Annotated in this window: 20 protein-coding genes; 14 read left to right on the top strand and 6 right to left on the bottom strand. The window is 73.5% G+C overall.

The features are described 5' to 3' along the window. Positions 1-27: 27 nt before the first annotated feature. Both G6553_RS15920 and G6553_RS15915 read right to left on the bottom strand, forming a co-directional pair. Complete coding sequence (locus tag G6553_RS15920; protein WP_166195098.1) at positions 28-312, bottom strand: GlsB/YeaQ/YmgE family stress response membrane protein; 285 nt, start codon at positions 310-312, stop codon at positions 28-30. A gap of 87 nt (positions 313-399) precedes the next feature. Next, complete coding sequence (locus G6553_RS15915) at positions 400-606, bottom strand: hypothetical protein (protein ID WP_166195095.1); 207 nt, start codon at positions 604-606, stop codon at positions 400-402. Between the two features lie 101 nt (positions 607-707). Here G6553_RS15915 and G6553_RS15910 point away from each other — a divergent pair, with 101 nt between their 5' ends. After that, the gene (locus tag G6553_RS15910) at positions 708-1,247 is read left to right on the top strand and encodes a hypothetical protein (RefSeq protein ID WP_166195093.1); all 540 of its coding nucleotides are present in this window, start codon (positions 708-710) and stop codon (positions 1,245-1,247) included. 174 nt (positions 1,248-1,421) lie between these two features. On the opposite strand, the gene G6553_RS15905 is transcribed toward G6553_RS15910, so the two are convergent. The 4 genes from G6553_RS15905 to G6553_RS15890 are packed head-to-tail and all read right to left on the bottom strand — an operon-like array spanning position 1,422 to position 4,775. Further along, entirely contained in the window at positions 1,422-1,757 is a 336-nt protein-coding gene (locus G6553_RS15905) for a sec-independent translocase (protein ID WP_166195090.1), read from the bottom strand. Between the two features lie 3 nt (positions 1,758-1,760). Further along, the gene (locus tag G6553_RS15900) at positions 1,761-2,924 is read right to left on the bottom strand and encodes a P-loop NTPase (protein WP_166195087.1); all 1,164 of its coding nucleotides are present in this window, start codon (positions 2,922-2,924) and stop codon (positions 1,761-1,763) included. A gap of 11 nt (positions 2,925-2,935) precedes the next feature. Then, complete coding sequence (locus G6553_RS15895; protein WP_166195084.1) at positions 2,936-3,535, bottom strand: DUF1003 domain-containing protein; 600 nt, start codon at positions 3,533-3,535, stop codon at positions 2,936-2,938. Then, the gene (locus G6553_RS15890; protein ID WP_166195081.1) at positions 3,528-4,775 is read right to left on the bottom strand and encodes a CBS domain-containing protein; all 1,248 of its coding nucleotides are present in this window, start codon (positions 4,773-4,775) and stop codon (positions 3,528-3,530) included. Before G6553_RS15890 ends, G6553_RS15895 begins: the two co-directional genes overlap by 8 nt. A gap of 73 nt (positions 4,776-4,848) precedes the next feature. On the opposite strand from G6553_RS15890, the gene G6553_RS15885 reads away from it, so the two are divergent. The 13 genes from G6553_RS15885 to G6553_RS15825 all read left to right on the top strand — a co-directional run bounded on the left by G6553_RS15885 (position 4,849) and on the right by G6553_RS15825 (position 18,081). Next, positions 4,849-5,976, top strand: coding sequence for a hypothetical protein (locus G6553_RS15885; protein WP_166195078.1), 1,128 nt, complete (start codon positions 4,849-4,851; stop codon positions 5,974-5,976). Then, positions 5,973-6,416 (top strand): hypothetical protein, encoded by a 444-nt coding sequence (locus tag G6553_RS15880; protein WP_166195075.1) that lies wholly within the window; start codon positions 5,973-5,975, stop codon positions 6,414-6,416. The genes G6553_RS15885 and G6553_RS15880 overlap by 4 nt, the downstream gene beginning before the upstream one ends. Positions 6,417-6,514: 98 nt before the next feature. Next, the gene (locus G6553_RS15875) at positions 6,515-7,903 is read left to right on the top strand and encodes a phospholipase D-like domain-containing protein (RefSeq protein WP_166195073.1); all 1,389 of its coding nucleotides are present in this window, start codon (positions 6,515-6,517) and stop codon (positions 7,901-7,903) included. Between the two features lie 202 nt (positions 7,904-8,105). Continuing rightward, positions 8,106-10,292: a cutinase family protein gene (locus G6553_RS15870; protein ID WP_166195070.1), complete on the top strand. Its 2,187-nt coding sequence runs from the start codon at positions 8,106-8,108 to the stop codon at positions 10,290-10,292. Then, on the top strand, positions 10,289-11,380 hold the full coding sequence (locus tag G6553_RS15865; protein ID WP_166195067.1) for an endonuclease/exonuclease/phosphatase family protein: 1,092 nt from the start codon (positions 10,289-10,291) through the stop codon (positions 11,378-11,380). The genes G6553_RS15870 and G6553_RS15865 overlap by 4 nt, the downstream gene beginning before the upstream one ends. 11 nt (positions 11,381-11,391) lie before the next feature. Then, positions 11,392-12,990: a class I SAM-dependent methyltransferase gene (locus G6553_RS15860; RefSeq protein ID WP_166195065.1), complete on the top strand. Its 1,599-nt coding sequence runs from the start codon at positions 11,392-11,394 to the stop codon at positions 12,988-12,990. Beyond that, positions 12,987-14,294: a DUF6752 domain-containing protein gene (locus G6553_RS15855; protein ID WP_166194995.1), complete on the top strand. Its 1,308-nt coding sequence runs from the start codon at positions 12,987-12,989 to the stop codon at positions 14,292-14,294. Before G6553_RS15860 ends, G6553_RS15855 begins: the two co-directional genes overlap by 4 nt. 46 nt (positions 14,295-14,340) lie before the next feature. After that, positions 14,341-14,559 (top strand): hypothetical protein, encoded by a 219-nt coding sequence (locus G6553_RS15850; RefSeq protein WP_166195062.1) that lies wholly within the window; start codon positions 14,341-14,343, stop codon positions 14,557-14,559. A 128-nt stretch (positions 14,560-14,687) separates the two neighbouring features. After that, entirely contained in the window at positions 14,688-15,887 is a 1,200-nt protein-coding gene (locus G6553_RS15845) for an acyl-CoA dehydrogenase family protein (RefSeq protein ID WP_166195059.1), read from the top strand. Positions 15,888-15,970: 83 nt separating this feature from the next. Beyond that, positions 15,971-16,999 (top strand): hypothetical protein, encoded by a 1,029-nt coding sequence (locus G6553_RS15840; protein ID WP_166195056.1) that lies wholly within the window; start codon positions 15,971-15,973, stop codon positions 16,997-16,999. Further along, positions 16,996-17,142, top strand: coding sequence for a DUF1059 domain-containing protein (locus G6553_RS15835; protein WP_166195053.1), 147 nt, complete (start codon positions 16,996-16,998; stop codon positions 17,140-17,142). The genes G6553_RS15840 and G6553_RS15835 overlap by 4 nt, the downstream gene beginning before the upstream one ends. A 120-nt stretch (positions 17,143-17,262) precedes the next feature. Beyond that, positions 17,263-17,445: a DUF5302 domain-containing protein gene (locus G6553_RS15830; protein ID WP_166195050.1), complete on the top strand. Its 183-nt coding sequence runs from the start codon at positions 17,263-17,265 to the stop codon at positions 17,443-17,445. 99 nt (positions 17,446-17,544) lie between these two features. Continuing rightward, positions 17,545-18,081, top strand: coding sequence for a MaoC family dehydratase (locus tag G6553_RS15825; protein WP_166195047.1), 537 nt, complete (start codon positions 17,545-17,547; stop codon positions 18,079-18,081). The last annotated feature ends 28 nt before the right edge of the window (positions 18,082-18,109 follow it).

Below are 18,109 nucleotides of genomic sequence, written 5' to 3'. Positions count from 1 at the left end.
CGGCGTGGTGCTGCTGGTTGCCGAGCGTCAGCGGTGCGCGCTGCGGCGGGCGCCGCTGTTGCGACCGGTCACCGTCGAGGCGATGACGACGAGGACCGCCGCGATCGCGATCGAGACGATCCAGCGGGTCCAGTCGATGCCGGCCGAGCCGTCGCCACCGAAGGCGCGGTAGACGACCAGGCCGAGCAGGACGCCGCCGACGCCGCAGAGCAGCGTGAGCCAGATCGGGGTGTTGTCCTTGTCGCCCGGCGCGATCAGCTTGCCGAGCAGGCCGATGATCAGACCGGCGATGATGATGCCCACGATCTCCATGGGGGTACTCCTTCGGATGCGGGGAATTCACTGCAGGGGATGGCGCGTCTCCGCGCCGTTGACCCCGGTACCCACCATCCGTGCAGGTCAGCCCCCCGTCGGCGGTGCCATCAACCCTCCGAGGCGGTCCAGCAGTGCCGAGACGGCCGGCAGCAGGAGGATCCCGCCGACCACCAGCGGGTAGCTGGTCAGCGCGCCGGCGCCGTCGAGGTGGAGCTCGATGCCGAGGCCCACCACGAGCGCCGCCACCGCGAGGCTTACGCCCCAGAGCACCTGCACCACCGTCGTCGTCATGCCTCCATGGTCACCCCGGAGGCGTCTGGCTGTCCGGGCTTCCAGCCATCGGACGCGGGCGGACGCGACCACGGGGCCGCCAGCGGCTAACGTGCGCCGACATGGGCTGGGAGCGCGAGCTGTTCGGCGTCCTCGACGACCTCGAGCAGCAGGCCGAGGCGGCGTACGACCGCGAGCGCGCCGCGGAGCTGGCCGACCGCAGCCGGGCGGAGTACCAGCAGGTCACGCTCGCCTCCCGCCTCGTCGCGTCCGTCGGGACGGAGCTGGGGCTGGAGGTGCGCGGCGCCGGCCTGCTCGCCGGGACGCTCGAGCGGGTCGGCACGGGGTGGTGCCACCTGCGCGGCCCCGGTCAGGAGTGGGTCGTGCACCTGCCGGCGGTGGCGGTGGTCCACGACGCCTCGCCCCGATCGGTGCCCGAGGTCGCGTGGCCCGGCACGTCCCGGCTCACCGTCGGCTCGGCGCTGCGCCGGCTCGCCGACGCCGGCGAACGGTGTGTCGTGCGCACCGCTGACGGGGGCGCCCACGACGGCACCCTGGCCCGCGTCGGTGCCGACTTCGTCGAGGTCCGCACCGGGTCCGCCGGCCGCCTCGTCCTCGTCGCCTTCACCGCCCTCGCCGCGGTCCAGTCCCGCGACGCCTGAGACCCGCCGAAGTGGCACGTGCGCAGGTCCGAGGTGGCGCTCCTGCAGGTCCGAGGTGGCAAGTGCGCAAGTCCGAGGTGGCGCTCCTGCAGGTCCGACCCTGCGGCGGTGCCACCTCGACCCTGCGGCGGTGCCACCTCGACCCTGCGGCGGTGCCACCTCGGCGGGTGCGGGTCAGGTGGCGTCGACGTCGTACGGCGGGACCTCGCCGTCGGCGAGCGGGCGCAGGCCGCGGCGCTTGGGGCGGGCGGCCTCCTCCTCGGCGTCCGACATCGCCTCCATCACGTGCTTGCGCACGATCACGCGGGGGTCGAGGTCGCGGAGCTCGAGGTCGGCGTACTCGGGACCGAGCTCGTTGCGCAGCTCGTCCCGCGCGGAGTTGGCGAGCTGCTTGGCCTTGCGCAGGAACTGACCAGCCTGCTTGGCCAGCTCCGGGAGCTTGTCAGGGCCGAAGACGAGCACCGCGACGAACGCGATGACAGCGAACTCCGGCAGCCCGACCCCGAACACGGGTCAGAACCTAGCGGCAGGCGTGAGCCCCAGCTGCATGCCGGCCAGTCCGCGACCACGACCGGACAGGGTGGAGGCCACCTGGTGCAGCACCCGGGCGGCCGGAGCGGTGGGGTCGGCCTCGACGATCGGCTTGCCGGCGTCGCCGCCCTCACGTAGCGAGATGTCGAGCGGGATCTGGCCGAGGACGGGCACGTCGTAGCCGAACCGCGACGACAGCGTCTGCGCCACCCGCTCGCCACCGCCGGCGCCGAACACCTCGAGGCGGTGCTCCTTGCCCTCGGGGGTGCAGTGCGGGCAGGGGAGGTAGCTCATGTTCTCGACGACGCCGACGACGCGCTGGTGCATCATCGAGGCCATCGTGCCGGCGCGCTCGGCGACCTCGGCGGCGGCCTCCTGCGGCGTGGTGACGACGACGACCTCGGCGCCGGGCAGGTGCTGGCCCAGCGAGATCGCTACGTCGCCGGTGCCCGGGGGCAGGTCCAGGAGCAGGACGTCGAGGTCGCCCCAGTAGACGTCGGCGAGCATCTGCACGAGCGCGCGGTCGAGCATCGGGCCGCGCCAGGCGACGACCTGGTCGCGTCGCGGCTTGAGCATGCCGATCGAGATGACCGAGACGCCGCTGGCGGTCGGCACCGGCATGATCAGGTCCTCGACCTGGGTGGGCCGCGAGTCGGCGACACCGAGCATGGCGGGCACCGAGTGGCCGTAGATGTCGGCGTCCACGATGCCGACCTTGAGCCCCTGGCCGGCCATGGCCAGCGCGAGGTTGACGGTGACCGAGGACTTGCCGACGCCGCCCTTGCCGGAGGCGATCGCGAAGACCTTGGTGAGGTTGCCGGGCTGGGCGAAGGGGATCTCGCGCTGCGCCTGTCCGCCGCTGAGGACGTCCTTGAGGCCGGCCCGCTGCTCGGCGGTCATCACGCCCAGCGAGAGGTCGACGCCGGTGATCCCGGGGACCTGGCCGACCGCGGCGGTGACGTCGCGGTTGATGGTGTCCTTCAGCGGGCAGCCCGCGACCGTCAGCAGGACGTGCACCTTGGCGATGCCGGCGCCGTCGACCTCGACGGAGTCGACCATGCCCAGGTCGGTGATGGGCCGCTTGATCTCGGGGTCGTTGACCGTCGCGAGAGCTGCGTTGACCTTGTCGACAAGCCCGGTGCTCATGATGTCCGAGTCTAGGTCGCGGGGGAGTCCGACCCCTCATCCGCAGCAGGGGTGGGACGAGGCTCACGCGCCTGGCGCCGGTCGGCGTGCTCGTCGGCGCGGTCCAGCGCGCCCGCCTCGGCGCGCTCGTCGAGCTCGCCGAGCAGTGCCCGCAGCTCGGAGCGGAGGAAGTCGCGGGTCGCCATCTCGCCGACCGACATCCGCAGCGAGGCGACCTCGCGGGCGAGGAACTCCATGTCGGCGTGGGCGCGCGCGTTGGCCTGGCGGTCCTGCTCGGCGATCACCTTGTCGCGCTGCTCCTGGCGGTTCTGCGCGAGCAGGATCAGCGGCGCGGCGTACGACGCCTGGAGGCTGAGCATGAGGGTCAGGAAGATGAACGGGTAGTCGTCGAAGCGGCTCTCGCCGGGCACGGTGGCGTTCCAGAGCACCCACAGCACGACGAAGCCGGTCATGTAGAGCAGGAACCGCGCGGTGCCCATGAACCGGGCGAACTGCTCGGCGAAGACGCCGAAGGTGTCGGCGTCGTACGACGGGCGCCGGGTGAAGATCGAGCGGCGGCGCGCCTCGCGGGGGGTGTCCAGGCGCGCGCGGTTCGTGCGCGGCTCAGCCACGGCGCACCGTCCGGTCGCGCCAGCCCTCGGGGAGCATGTGGTCGAGCAGGTCGTCCACGGTGACGGCGCCGAGCAGGTGGCCGTTCTCGTCGACGACGGGCGCGGCGACGAGGTTGTACGTCGCCAGGTGCGCCGCGACCTGGTCGATCGTGGCCTCGGGCCTGAGGTTCTCCATCGAGTCGTCGAGCGCGCCGGCGACCAGCGTCGAGGGCGGCTCGCGCAGCAGCCGCTGGATGTGGGCGACGCCGAGCAGCCGACCGGTGGGGGTCTCCAGCGGGGGGCGGCAGACGTAGACGAGCGCGGCCAGCGCGGGCGTGAGCTCCGGGTTGCGCACGTGCGCGAGCGCGTCGGCGATGGTCGCGTCCGGCCCGAGGATCACCGGCTCGGGCGTCATCATCGCGCCGGCGGTGTTCTCGACGTACGACATCAGCCGCCGCACGTCCTCGGCCTCCGCCGGCTCCATCAGGTCCAGCAGCACCTCGGCGGTCTCGGGGGAGAGGTCCGCGATGAGGTCGGCGGCGTCGTCGGCCGACATCTCCTCGAGCACGTCGGCGGCGCGCTCGGAGTCCAGCTGGCTGAGGATGTCGACCTGGTCCTCCTCGGGCAGCTCCTCGAGGACGTCGGCGAGGCGCTCGTCGTCGAGCGCGGCGACGACGGCGGTACGCCGCTCCCGCGGCAGGTCGTGGATCATGCTCGCCGCGTCGGCCGGGCGCATCTCGTTGAGCGCGTGGACCAGGTGGGTGGCCCCCTGGGTCTCCTCGCGACGGGTCAGCCCGTCGACGTCGCGCCACTCGACCACGTGGGTCTGGCCGCGGCGGCGCAGGCCCTTGGAGGGCTCCTGCACCGCGACCCGGCTCAGCACCCAGTCGCGGTTGCGCGCCTGCTCCATCGCGACGTCGTAGACGGTGCCGCGCACGCCGCTGGAGGGGATCGACACCTCCCGGTCGAGCATCTCGCCGATCACGAGGGTCTCGGTGGAGCGCTGCTCGAAGCGGCGCATGTTGAGCAGCCCGGTCGTGTAGACCGAGCCCGCGTCGATGTGGGTCACCCGCGTCATCGGCACGAAGATCCGGCGCCGCCCGAAGACCTCGGCCACCATGCCGAGCACGCGCGGCTGGCTGACCTCCGAGCGGACGGCCGCCACGAGGTCGCGCACCTTGGCCACCTGGTCGCCCTGCGGGTCGAAGATCGGGAGGCCGACCAGTCGGGCGGCGTAGACGCGCGCAGGGGTGGTGCTCACGACAGATGAGGCTAGCGGCCCCGGTCGCCCCGGTCGGGCTCGACGCGGGCGCAGCGGTGCGAGGATGTCGGCCGTGCGCGTCGTCCTCCACGTCGGGCTGCCCAAGACGGGCACGACGTACCTCCAGTCGCTGCTCGCGACGCACCGCGACGCGCTGCGCGCCGGTGGGGTGCTGCACCCGTTCCTGCGGCCGGGCGCGATGTTCCACGCGGCCGTCGAGCTCCGCGGCTCGGCCGCGAAGTTCGGGCTCGCGGAGTCCGAGGTCGCCGGCACCTGGGCGGCGCTGTGCGAGCGGGCGCGGGCGCACGACGGGCCGGTGCTGCTCGGGCACGAGGTGCTCGCCGGTGCGACGCCCGAGCAGGTCGCGGCCACGCTGGCGCCGCTGGACGGCCACGAGGTCGACGTGGTCGTCACCGCGCGCGACCTCGGCCGGCAGGCGACCGCGCACTGGCAGGAGGAGGTCAAGCTCGGCGACACCCGCTCGTTCGCGGCCTTCGAGGCCGGCGAGCTGCGCGCGGACACCGGTCGCGACGCCGGGCCCGACGCGGGTGGGGTGCGGCCGCACTTCTGGCACGCGCAGGACTGGTCGTGGGCGCTGCAGCGCTGGTCGACCGCCGTGCCCGCAGCGCGGGTACACCTCGTGGTGTGCCCGGGGCCGGGGCGGGAGCCGGCCGAGCTGTGGCGCCGGTTCGCCGCCGCCGCGCGGCTCGACCCGGGTCTCGTCGACGCGGAGGCGGTCGCGCCGGCCAACCCGTCGCTCGGCCGGTCCGAGGTCGCGCTGCTCCGTGCGGTCAACGCCGAGCTGGTCGAGGGCCGGGCCGGACGGCTCGACCGTGACGCCTACCTCCGCGTGGTCAAGCGGGAGCTCGCCGAGGGCGAGCTTGCCGCGCACGGGTCCGGCGCGTCGGACCGGCCGCGGGCGCCGTACCGCCTCGCCGACGTGCTCGGCGAGGCGACCGAACGGTGGCTGGCCGAGCTCGCCGCCTCCGACCACCCCGTCCACGGCGACCTCGCCGAGCTCGGCCCGGTCCTCGGCGGGCCGGACGACCCCGACCCCGACGCGCCGGTGCCGCCCGGGGAGGACCCCGCGCGCATCGCCGCCGACCTCGTCGCCCGAGCCGCCGGCGCGCCTGCCGCCGCTCCTGAGGACCCTCGTCGCCCGCGCCGCGGAGGGCTGTTCCGGCGTAGGCTGCGGGGATGAAGCGCTCCCGGACCGCCGCCCTGATCGCGCCGCTGGTGCTGAGCGCCGGCCTGCTCGCCGGTTGCGGCGGGGACGACGGCGACCAGGTCGCCGCCGACCCTGCAGCCGCCTCGTCCGGGTCGTCCGCGTCGTCGGAGGCCACTCCTTCGGGTGACGCGAGTGCCTCTGCCTCTGCCTCTACCTCTGCCTCGGCCGGCACCGAGGGACCGGACTGCGCGGAGGTCTGGGTCGCGGGCGGGACGCTGCCGCGCGGCTACCAGGAGTGCTACGAGGGCGGCGAGCGGGTGAAGGCGAACGGGCGCTACTGCGAGTTCGGCAAGCCGCTGATCACCTACGGCGACCGGTTCTGGGCGGTGCCCGGCGGCCGGATCGGCGAGTCCCGCGGTGCGCTGCTGGACGACGCGGCGTACGAGGACGCTCTTCGCAAGTGCGGCGGCTGACGGTCCCGCCGGGTAGCCTGCCGAGGCGGGACGGTCAACGTCAGCCAAGCGTCACCACCCGTGGTCCGTCCCACCGATTCCTCGGAGTGTGAACCCGCGTGCGTCGTCTCTCCGCCGCGACCGTCCTCGCGACCAGCCTGGTGCTGCTCGCGGGCCTGCTCGGTGCCCTGCCCCTGTCCGCCACCGCCGCCGACACCAGCGCTCCGGCGTCGGTCCGCACGGCCCCGCTCGCGGAGCGGTCGGTCGCCAAGCCGAAGCCCGCGCCGCTCAGCTACACGCCGCCCCAGGGCGTGCGCGTCAACAACCCGCTCGGTGACCGCGAGGCGCGACGCCGGATCATCGGCCACCTCATCCGCACGATCCAGAGCGTCCCGGGCCGGGAGAAGATCCGGATCGCGAGCTGGAACATCCGCAGCGACGACATCGTCGACGCGCTGATCGCCGCGCACCGCCGCGGCGTCTCCGTGCGGGTGATCCTGGACCGGCTCAACGCCAACAAGGACAACCGCAACGAGGGCATCAACCGGCTCCAGGCGGTGCTCAAGACCAAGGAGCACAACCGCAAGGCCGCGATGAAGAGCGACGTGCGCAAGTGCGTGAGCTCCTGCCGCAACCGCGGCGGCATCGCCCACACGAAGTTCTTCCTCTTCAGCAAGGCCGGCAAGGCGAACAACGTCGTCATCTACGGCTCCAACAACGCCACCGACCTCGCCGCGCACGGCCAGTGGAACGACGTCTTCACGATCACCGGCAAGGCCAACATCTACGCCGAGTTCGAGCACGTCTTCGACCAGATGCGCCGGGACAAGCCGGTCAAGCAGGCCTACGAGTCCTACGAGCACGGCAAGTACACGTCGTACTTCTACCCCTACCGCGGCGAGGGCACGGAGGCCGACCCGCTCCTGCGCGACCTCAACGACATCGTCTGCGAGGGCGCGACCGGCGGCACCGGCACCAACGGCAAGACCAAGATCCGCATCGCCCAGACCTCCATGCACGGCGACCGCGGCAAGCGGATCGCCGAGCGGCTGCGCACCATGTGGCAGCGCGGGTGCGACATCAAGATCGTCTACGCCGTCTTCGGCAACAACGTGCTGAAGATCCTGCGCAACACCACCCGCGGCCCGGTGCCGCTGCGCCACATCGCCCAGGACTTCAACCTCGACGGCGTCTACGACCGCTACCTGCACATGAAGTACATGGCCGTCAGCGGCCGCTACAAGGGCGCCACCGACGTCGAGGTCACCTGGAACGGCTCGGCCAACTGGACCAGCGTCGCGCTGGCCAGCGACGAGATCGTCATGCGGATCTTCGACCCCCGCGTCCGCAAGACGTACGCCGACTGGGTCGACCACCTCTACGCCAACCCGCCGAAGTACAGCCGCAACCCCCGCGTCCAGGAGCAGATGTCCCTGCGCGCCACCTCCGCCCGACGCTCGCTCGTCGCCCGCGGCGGCAACCCGTACGCCGGCATCCAGGTCAACTGAGCCCCCGGTGAGCGTCAGGATCCCAAGTTGACTTGGGATCCTGACGCTTCGCGGCCATTGCATTGGCAGGGAAGCTTCAGCATCCCAAGTGAACTTGGGATGCTGCGCGCCCCACCTGCCCCTACAGTCACGCCAGCCACACGCAGGCAGCAGACGGGCGCGGCGCCGCCGGGAGCACCGGGCCGAGCCCTACGGTGACCCCGTGCGACGACGGGGCAGGCAGGCCCTCCTGCTGGTGGCAGCCGCCCTGACGTCGGTGGCGGTGGTGGCGGCGTTCCTGCACGCCGGCTCGCAGCCGGGGCCGGCCGAGGAGCGCGGTCGGGCGGTGCTGGGTGCCGGCACCGCGGCGACGGTCGACCAGTGCGCGGACCTGCTGCTGCTCGGGGTCGACGGCGCGGGCGAGGCGCCGAGCGGGGGAACGACCTTCGGCCGCACGGTCGGCGTGCTGGCGCGGGCGCTCACCCGGCAGGCGCTGGCGGCGGACCGCACGGTCGAGCAGGTGCGCGTGCCGATGGCCACCCGACCGGCGGCCGCGCTCGTGGGCAGGCGCCCCGACCCGAGGAAGGCGCTGCGCAGCGTCACCAAGGACCGCGCCCGCAGCTGGATGCAGCCCGTGCCCGCGGCCACGCGCCGGCTGCTCGCGCTGGTCGACCGGCACGCGTTCGGCTGCCCCGACCAGCAGCTGGTCCTCGTCGGCCACGCCCAGGGCGCGGCGGTCGTCCACCGCGGGCTGACCGCGCTGGCGGCCCGTCGCGACGGCCTGACCGACGTCGTCGGCGCCGCGCTGGTCGCCGACCCGGACCGCCGCCCCCGGACCCGCGCGACGTCCCTCGGTGCACCCGCGGCCGCCCGGGCCGGACGCGGCGTCGCGGCCCGCCGGCTGGGCACGGTCGCCGACGTGCCGGCCCGCACGGCGACGTACGCCGCCTGGAGCGTGTGCACCACCGGCGACCTGGTCTGCGACCCGAGGAACATCCGCACGGCCAAGGCCCTGCGCACGACCCGCGCCTACGCGTACGGCGCCGGCGCGGCGGCCCTGCGCACCGCCGCCCGTGGGCTGGTCGAGCGGGCGCGGCTCCGCCCGGTGCCCCGCCCCGAGGTGCAGGTCGCGACGGCGCCGCTCGACCGGCCCTTCGAGCTCCGGCTCGCCGCCTCGACCTCCGCCGCCGGCGGCGTGACCTGGGGCGACCCGCGCAACCTGCCGCCCGGCCTGGCCCTCGACGCCACCGGCCTGCTCGCCGGCACGCCGACCGAGCCCGGCACCTGGAACGTGTCGTACGTCGTCCGCGGCACGCGTCCGGCGACGGCCGGCACGACGGGCGTCGTGGTGGTGACCGTGCCCGCCGGCCCGGCCGCGGTGAGCGCCGGCGGCGAGACCTCCTGCGTCGTGCGGGAGGGCGGCAGCGCGTGGTGCTGGGGCCGCAACGGCTTCGGCCAGGTCGGCGACGGCACGACCGCCACGCGCACCCGGCCGGTCGAGGTGGTCGGCGGCGAGACGTGGCGGACGATCAGCACGTCGGGTGCCACCACCTGTGGCGTCCGCGACGACGCGACGCTGTGGTGCTGGGGGCTGAACAACCACGGCCAGCTCGGTGTCGGCAAGGGTGCGGCCCGCTCGACGCCGGTGCAGGTGGGGACGAGCGCGGCGTGGACGTCGGTCAGCGCGAGCTGGTTCCACACCTGCGGCACGCGCAGCAACGGCACCCTCTGGTGCTGGGGGTCGAACCTCCGCGGCCAGCTCGGCGACGGCACCTCCACCCAGCGCGGGCGGCCGAAGCGGGTCGGCCAGGACAAGGACTGGGCGAGCGTGACGGCGGGCGGCTGGTCCACCTGCGCCACGAAGTCCGACGGCAGCGCCTGGTGCTGGGGGCAGAACACCTTCGGCCAGCTGGGCAGCCCGGCCGGCGAGCCGGTGGCCTCGCCGACGCGGCTGGGCACCAGCGCCACCTGGGCGAGCCTGGACGCCGGCTGGTCGCACGTCTGCGGCACGACGGTCGAGGGCGCGGCGCTGTGCTGGGGCCTCAACGACCGCGGCCAGCTCGGCGACGCGACCCGGAAGCAGCGGGCCGCGCCGGAACCGGTCGCGGGGGACCACATCTGGACTAGCATCAGCGCCGGCGACGCCACCACGTGCGGAGTCGACAACACCGGCAGTGCCTGGTGCTGGGGGAGCGGCCGCTACGGCCAGCTGGGCGACGGGTCCCGCAGCACCAGGACGGTGCCGACCCTCGTCGTGAGCGAGCGGCCCTGGCTCTCGATCGACGCGGGCTGGTTCCACGCCTGCGGTGGGCTCGACACCGGTGTCACCGCCTGCTGGGGCAACAACGAGCTGGGCCAGGTCGGCAACGGCTCCACCACCGACCGACCGCTGCCGGAGGGAGTCTCGTGAGCGGACCTCCCGAGCGGCCCGACCGTCCTGACCAGGACGACCCGCGCGACCAGGAGCAGGGCAGCGAACGCCGCGCCGCGCTCGCCACGGTCGGCGCGGTGCTGGCGATCGTGCTCGTCGTCGTCGGCGCCAACCTGCTGACCCGCGGCGGGGGCGGCACCACGCCCGCCGGCCCGGCCCCCTCGGCGACCCCGAGCCGCACGAGCGCGGCCGAGCTCGCGCAGATGTCGCCGCAGGAGATCGCCGAGGCCGCGCTGCTCGACCGCGGCGAGGTCGCGGCCCCGCAGGCGGTGCCGAGCGGCGCGGGCAAGCTGCGCAACAAGGTGCAGGACCTGGTGACCGAGCAGCCCTACTCGTTCACGCTGACCACGTTCAACATCCTCGGCAGCCAGCACACCGCGCCGGGCGGAGCGGCCGCGGAGTACGCGCCGGGCCGCATCCGCACCGAGTGGGCGGCACGGCTCGTGGCGTCGTACGGCTCGAGCATCGTGGGGCTCCAAGAGCTCCAGTCCGACCAGCTGAGCGCGCTGACCCGGGCGACCGACGGCCGGTTCGCGTTCTGGCCCGGCTCGGCGCTCGGCGGCAAGGGTGTGCCGCAGTCGGTCATGTGGGACACCTCGGTGTGGGCGGCGACCTACCAGGACTCGATCACCGTGCCGTTCATGGGCGGCACCCGCCCGCAGCCGGTCGTGCGGCTCCAGCACGTCGAGACCGGCCGCGAGATCTACGTCATCAACATCCACAACTCGCCCAAGGACCGCCAGGGCCGTGAGGACGAGCGGGACAAGGCCGAGCAGATCGAGGTGGCCGCGGTCAACACGCTGAAGAAGGACGGGATCCCGGTCTTCATCATCGGCGACTTCAACGAGCACGAGGACGCCTTCTGCCGCTTCACCGGCGAGGCCGGCCTGGTCGCCGCCAACGGCGGGTCGAACGCCGGGGCGTGCCGCCCGCCGCGGCCGATGCGGGTCGACTGGATCTTCGGCACGCCCGACGTCCAGTTCTCCGGCTTCCGCATGGACACGAGCCCGGCGGTCCGGCGCATCACCGACCACGCGGTCATCACGACGCGGGTCACGGTGCCGTAGCCTCACGCATCGTGGGAGACGAGGCGGGGACCGACGTGCGCCCGCGCGTCGACGACGCCGGGCTCCACCTCCCCGACGGGTTCGAGGGCTCCGGCGACGTGCTCTTCGACGGCCACCACGCGTGGTCGTTCACCGCCGAGCCCGGCTCGACGTTCGTCCCGTGGCCCAAGCGGATGACCCGCTGGCTCGACGGCGTCTCGCAGGTGCGGGTCGTCTCCGGCGGCCGCGAGGTGTACGCCGGCGAGGTGTCCTTCGGCAGCGGCGAGGGCCGCGTCCGCTTCGTCGACAAGGACGGCATCCCCGTCATGATCGACAAGTGGGGCCTGCTCCAGCGGCCCTTCTCCGGCCGCGACACCCGGGTCATCGAGCAGATGGTCGAGATGACCGAGCGGATCCTCGAGGTCATGGAGGCCGAGTGCGGCGTCCGCGGCTGGATCGCCTTCGGCACCCTGCTGGGCGCGGCCCGCGAGGGCGCGGTCATCGGCCACGACTCCGACGTGGACCTGGCCTACCTCTCCGACAAGGCGACCCCGGCCGAGATGGCCGTCGAGCTGTGGGACGTCGCCCGCGCGCTGCGCCGCCACGGCATGCGCGTGCTCAACAAGTCGGCCGCCTTCATCACCGTGCTGTTCACCTCGCCCGACGGCGGCATGTCGAGCATCGACGTCTACACCTGCTTCTACGTCGGCGACCTGCTCCACGAGACCGCGACCGTGCGGCAGGAGGTGCCGCGCAGCGCGATCCTCCCGCTGACCGAGCTCTCCTTCGAGGGCCGGATGCTGCCGGCGCCCGCCGATCCCGACACGATGCTGACGGTGTCGTACGGCGCCGGGTGGCGCGTCCCGGACCCGTCGTTCCGCCACGAGCCGGGCCCGGAGATCACCGACCGGTTCGAGGGCTGGTTCTCCTCCCTCATGCGGCAGCGCCGCGACTGGGAGCGCTACCTGGCCGACCTCGCGCAGGAGGAGGGCCACGGCCCGTCGGAGACCGCGGACTGGGTCGCCGACCGGCTGGCCGAGCGGGCGGCTGACACGGGCGAGGACGACCTCCGCGTCGTGGAGCTCGGCGCCGGCACCGGCGAGGACGCGCTCCGCCTGGCCGAGCGCGGCTTCCGCGTGCTCGCGCTCGACTACGCCCGCCAGAGCCTGCGCGCCCCGGCCCGCCGCGCCCGCCGTGAGGACCTGCCGGCCGACTTCGACCACCTCAACCTCTACGACCTGCGCGACGTGCTCACCCGCGGCGCGCTCGTCGCGCGCGACAAGGCCGGCCAGGTGCTCTACGCCCGCGACCTGCTCGAGGCCCTCGAGCCGGACGGGGTCGAGAACTTCTGGCGGTTCGCGTCGATGACGCTGCGCGGCGGCGGCACGGCGTACCTCGAGGGGCAGGCGCTCTCCCGCGCCGACGCCGCCGAGCAGCGCGCCGAGCGCGGCGGCGGGCGGCTGCACCCGGTCGACCCGCGGGTGCTCGAGGGCCGGGCCGTGCGGGCCGGTGGCCGGGTCGTGCACCGGGAGGGCTTCCTCGACGCGGCGGCCGCCGTGTCCGGGGGCGCCCCCGCGCGCTGGAGGATGATCGTCGAGTGGCCCGCCGGGCCCACCAGGGAGGACCAGTGACCGAGCGCGTCTACCTGCACGTCGGAGCGCCGAAGTCGGGCACGACGTACCTCCAGCGGATCCTGGAGGCCAACCGCGGCCCGCTGGCCGACGCCGGCGTGCTGGTCGTGGGGGAGACCCACCTCGACCGGATCCACGCCGCGATGGTCGTCCGCGAGGACCCCCGACTGGACTCGTTGCCCGAGCGGGCGTCGACGGCGTGGGACCGCCTCGTCGAGCAGGTCCGTGGCTGGCGCGGGCCGGTCGCGATCCTGTCCTACGAGCTCTTCGCCGGCGCCTCGGCCGAGCAGGTCGCCCGCGTGCTGCGCGACCTCGACGGCATCGAGGTGCACGTCGTCATCACGGCCCGCGACCTCGGCCGCGCGGTGCCCTCGGCGTGGCAGGAGCGGCTGAAGTTCGCCCTCACCACGCCGCTGGAGAAGTGGCGCCCCCGCCCCGAGTCCGCCGGCGTCCGCGCCGAGTGGGGCTGGCGCACGATGGACCCCGCCGGCGTCGCCGCCCGCTGGGGCGCGGAGCTGCCGCCGGACCAGGTCCACGTCGTCACCGTCCCGACCACCCCGGGTGACGAGCACGAGCTGTGGCGCCGGTTCGCCGCCGCCTGCTCCATCGACCCGCCGGGGCTGCGGCTCGACGTCGAGCGGGTCAACGAGTCGCTCGGCCTGCCCGCCGCCGAGCTGCTGCGCCGGGTCAACGGCGTGATCCGCGAGCCGATCACCGGCAACCGCGAGCAGGCGCTGTGGCTGCGCGACACCCTCGCCCACGGGATCCTCGCGAAGCTGGGCCGCGAGCCGATCGGCTTGACCGACAAGCAGTACGCCGACGCCACCTCCCGCGCCGACGCCGCGATCGGCGCGATCGCGGAGGCGGGGTACGCCGTGCACGGCGACCTCGAGGACCTCCGCGCCACCCGCCCCGACGCCCGGACCCCGGGCGAGGCGAGCGACGCCGAGCTGCTCGAGGTCGCGGTCGAGACGATCGTGCGGCTCCTGGTGCTGGTCCGCGAGCGCACCCACGAGCGCGACGCCGCCCGCCGCACGATCGCCCGCGACCCCGACGAGCCGCGGGTCGTGGCGCTCGGCAAGGGCGTCGTGCGCCGCATCACCGCGCCGCGCGTCGAGGGCCGCGCCGAGGACCTCCGCGCCCGGATCGCCGAGCTCGAGGCGGAGGTCGCCCGCAGCCGCGAGCTCCAGCTCCGCGTCGCCGAGCTCTCCGACGTCGTCACCGAGCTGCTGCTCCCGCCGCGCTCCACCGACGGCCGGGTGACGGCCAAGGCGCTCAACACCTACCGCGGGCAGTCCCTGTGAGCGCGTGTGTGGGCGCGCCTGTGAGCGTGTCGGCGAGGGCCGGGCGGTGAGGCGGCTGGTGCGCCCCTCCGGCGTGCTGCGGCGGGTCGCCGCGGGCACGGGCGTCGAGGAGGTCCTGGCGCTGGAGAAGCAGGTCGACGAGCTCGCGGAGGCGATCGAGGAGAACGCCGCGCTCGAGGTCCCGTTGACCGCGATGGTCGCCGAGCTCGAGCAGGCGCTCGTCGGTCCGCTCGAGCACCGCATGCGCTTCATCGCCGAGCGATGAGGGCACCGGTGAGCCTGGTCGTCGGGCCCGGAGCGACCGGTGTGAGCCGGGGCATACCCCCGCTTCCTACCGAGCGGTAACCTCGCCCCGCATCAGCCGAACCGTCCCACCACATCGAGGAGCAGTCCATGGGCCGCCTGTGCGAGACCGAAGGTCTCACCGAGGAGCAGACCGAGATCATCAAGGCGGTCCGCACCTTCGTCGACGAGAAGATCCTGCCGGTCGCGACCGAGCTGGAGCACGCCGACACCTACCCGCAGGAGATCGTCGACGGGCTCAAGGAGCTCGGCATCTTCGGCCTGATGATCCCCGAGGAGTACGACGGCCTCGGCGAGTCGCTGCTGACCTACGCGCTGTGCGTGGAGGAGATCGCGCGCGGCTGGATGAGCGTCTCGGGCGTCATCAACACCCACTTCATCGTGGCCTACATGCTGATGAAGCACGGCACGGAGGAGCAGAAGAGGAAGTACCTGCCGAAGATGGCCACCGGCGAGATCCGGGGGTCGTTCTCGATGTCGGAGCCCGGCCTGGGCTCGGACGTCTCGGCGATCAAGACCAAGGCCGTCCGAGGTGACGATGGCGGCTACACCATCGACGGCCAGAAGATGTGGCTGACCAACGGTGGCACCTCCAACCTCATCGCCGTGCTGGTCAAGACCGACGAGGGTGCCGACTCGGTCTACAAGAACATGACGACCTTCCTGGTGGAGAAGGAGTCCGGCTTCGGCGAGACCGCCCCGGGCCTGACCATCCCCGGCAAGATCGACAAGATGGGCTACAAGGGCGTCGACACCACCGAGGCCGTTTTCGAGGGCCACCAGGTCTCCGCGGACCAGGTCCTGGGCGGGGAGCCGGGCAAGGGCTTCTACCAGATGATGGACGGCGTCGAGGTCGGCCGCGTCAACGTCGCCGCCCGCGCCTGCGGCATCGCGCTGCGCGCCTTCGAGCTGGCCATCGCCTACGCCCAGCAGCGCGAGACCTTCGGCAAGCAGATCGCCGACCACCAGGCGATCCTCTTCCGCCTCGCGGAGATGGCCACCAAGGTCGAGGCCTCCCACGCGATGATGGTCAAGGCCGCCCGCCTCAAGGACTCCGGCAAGCGGATGGACGTCGAGGCCGGCATGGCCAAGATGCTCGCCGCGGAGTACTGCAACGAGGTCGTCCAGGACTCCTTCCGCATCCACGGCGGCTACGGCTACTCCAAGGAGTACGAGATCGAGCGCCTCTACCGCGAGGCCGCGTTCATGCTCATCGGCGAGGGCACCTCCGACATCCAGAAGATGATCATCGGCCGCTCCCTGCTCAAGGACTACAAGCTCAAGGCCTGACGCGCCGCCCCTCGCGGGGCACCCGCACCGCCTCGGACCACCCGGTCCGCCACGGACCGCCCGCCGGTGATTACGGTGGGCGCGTGGCGAGCCGGGTGGTCCTGCACGTGGGGCTGATGAAGTCCGGCACGTCCTACCTCCAGCAGCGCCTCGGCGCGAACCGCGCGCTGCTGCGCGAGCGGGGCGTGCTCTTCCCCGGGGAGACCTGGCGCGACCAGGTGCTCGCGGTCTCCGACGTGCTCGGTCGCAAGCAGGCCGGCCCGGCCGCCCGCGGCCGGTGGGCCGCGCTGGTCGCCGAGGCGGCGGCGTACGACGGGGTCGTGGTGGTCAGCATGGAGTTCCTCGGCCCCGCCCCGCCCGAGCGCATCGCCGAGGTCGTCGGGTCGTTCGGCGACGTGCCCGTCGAGGTCGTCCTGACGCTGCGCGACCTCGGCCGCGGCGTGCCCGCGATGTGGCAGGAGAGCCTGCAGAACGGCGGCACCACCGACTGGACGACGTACGTCGCCGGGCTGGACGGCAAGCGGAAGCCGGCCCGGTCCTTCTGGCGGCAGCAGGGGATGGGCCGCATCGTCGCCAACTGGGCCGCGGCCGTCGGCCCGGAGCGGACGAGCGTCGTCACCGTCCCGCCGCCGGGCGCTCCCTCGGGGCTGCTGTGGGAGCGCTTCTCCGCCGCGACCGGCCTGGATGCCGCCGGTGCGGTCCCGGTCGACCCGGCCAACACCTCGCTCGACGCCGCCTCGGCCCTGGTGCTGCTCGAGCTCAACCGCCGGCTGGAGGCCGCGGAGCTGAGCGCCTCGGACTACCACACGCTGGTGAAGTTCGGCCTCGGCAAGCGGGTCATGGCCGGGCGCGCCGGCCCGGCGATCGGCTTTACGCCGCCGGCCTGGCTGGTGGCTCGGTCCGCGGAGGTCGTGGCGCGGGTCGCCGCCTCCGGCGCCCGCGTCGTCGGCGACCTCGGCGACCTCGACCCGGTCGTCGTGCGAGGCGTCGACCCGTCGACGGTGCCGGCCGAGGAGCGGTACGCCGCCGCCGTCGACGTCCTCGCGGCGGTGACCCTGCAGCGGGCCGAGCAGCGGCGCGCCGGCGGCGGAACCGCTACGGTGCGGGCATGAAGACGCGACTCACCTGCCCCTGCGGCGAGGTCGTCAAGGGCGCCGACGAGGACGAGCTGGTCGAGAAGGCCCAGGCCCACCTGGCCGACCAGCACCCCGGCCGGGAGTACGAGCGGGAGATGATCCTGTTCATGGCCACCTGAGCCCTCCACCTGCTGTCGGTCGACGAGCGCCCGCGGGCGTCGTGGCCGGCCGATAACCCGTCGACACCGTCGAGCAGGCCTGCGACGGTGGGGGTCCGGAAGCGACCTCGGGAGGAACCCATGACGGCGACGAACGCGAACGACGACCTCAAGGCGCGGATGAAGGCGGCGCTGGAGCGCAAGCAGGCCAACGACCGCGGGGTGCCGAAGGACCGGCCGGCCAAGGAGAAGGCGCACGGGCCGGAGGTGGTCGGCGGCGCGCCGAAGATGCACCGCCGCAAGGCCGGCGGCGGCGGCTCGTGAACCTACCGTGAGGTAACCCACGGCGGGCAGCAGTGACGGCGGGGACGGAGCCCGGGCAGGATGGCCGGGTTCCGTCCCCGAGTCGTTGAAGGAGCCCCCGTGCAGTTCGGTCGCAGCTATGAGGAGTTCGAGGTCGGTGCGACGTACAAGCACTGGCCCGGCAAGACGGTCACCGAGTTCGACGACCACATGTTCTGCCTGCTGACGATGAACCACCACCCGCTCCACCTGGACGTGAACTACGCCGAGGAGACCACCCAGTTCGGCAAGAACGTCGTGGTCGGCAACTACGTCTACTCGATCCTGCTGGGCATGTCGGTGCCGGACATCTCCGGCAAGGCGATCGCCAACCTGGAGATCGAGTCGCTGCGCCACGTCGCGCCGACGTTCCACGGCGACACGCTCTACGGCGAGACCCGCGTGCTGGACAAGTGGGAGTCGAAGTCCAAGGACGACCGCGGCGTCGTGCACGTGGAGACGATCGGCTACAACCAGGACGGCAAGGTCGTGTGCATCTTCCGCCGCAAGGTGATGGTGCCGAAGGACAACTACCTCGAGGCGCGCGGCGGCGAGCAGCCCGGCCGCCCGGTGCCGCAGCCGGACAAGAACTGGCCCGGTCCCGACGCCACCGAGTGACGCTCAGGCGGACGCCTGCGACGGTCGG

This window comes from Nocardioides sp. IC4_145 (assembly GCF_011250565.1).
Lineage (GTDB): Bacteria > Actinomycetota > Actinomycetes > Propionibacteriales > Nocardioidaceae > Nocardioides.
The sequence above is the reverse complement of the archived record's forward strand: the minus strand, read 5'-3'. Positions and strand labels throughout refer to the sequence as shown.

Excerpts from the sequence above, each read along its gene's own strand:
- G6553_RS15900 (WP_166195087.1), bottom strand. The coding sequence starts at position 2,924 with ATGAGCACCGGGCTTGTCGACAAGGTCAACGCAGCTCTCGCGACGGTC.
- G6553_RS15845 (WP_166195059.1), top strand. The coding sequence starts at position 14,688 with ATGGGCCGCCTGTGCGAGACCGAAGGTCTCACCGAGGAGCAGACCGAG.
- G6553_RS15880 (WP_166195075.1), top strand. The coding sequence starts at position 5,973 with ATGAAGCGCTCCCGGACCGCCGCCCTGATCGCGCCGCTGGTGCTGAGC.
- G6553_RS15910 (WP_166195093.1), top strand. The coding sequence starts at position 708 with ATGGGCTGGGAGCGCGAGCTGTTCGGCGTCCTCGACGACCTCGAGCAG.
- G6553_RS15915 (WP_166195095.1), bottom strand. The coding sequence starts at position 606 with ATGACGACGACGGTGGTGCAGGTGCTCTGGGGCGTAAGCCTCGCGGTG.
- G6553_RS15920 (WP_166195098.1), bottom strand. The coding sequence starts at position 312 with ATGGAGATCGTGGGCATCATCATCGCCGGTCTGATCATCGGCCTGCTC.
- G6553_RS15835 (WP_166195053.1), top strand. The coding sequence starts at position 16,996 with ATGAAGACGCGACTCACCTGCCCCTGCGGCGAGGTCGTCAAGGGCGCC.
- G6553_RS15830 (WP_166195050.1), top strand. The coding sequence starts at position 17,263 with ATGACGGCGACGAACGCGAACGACGACCTCAAGGCGCGGATGAAGGCG.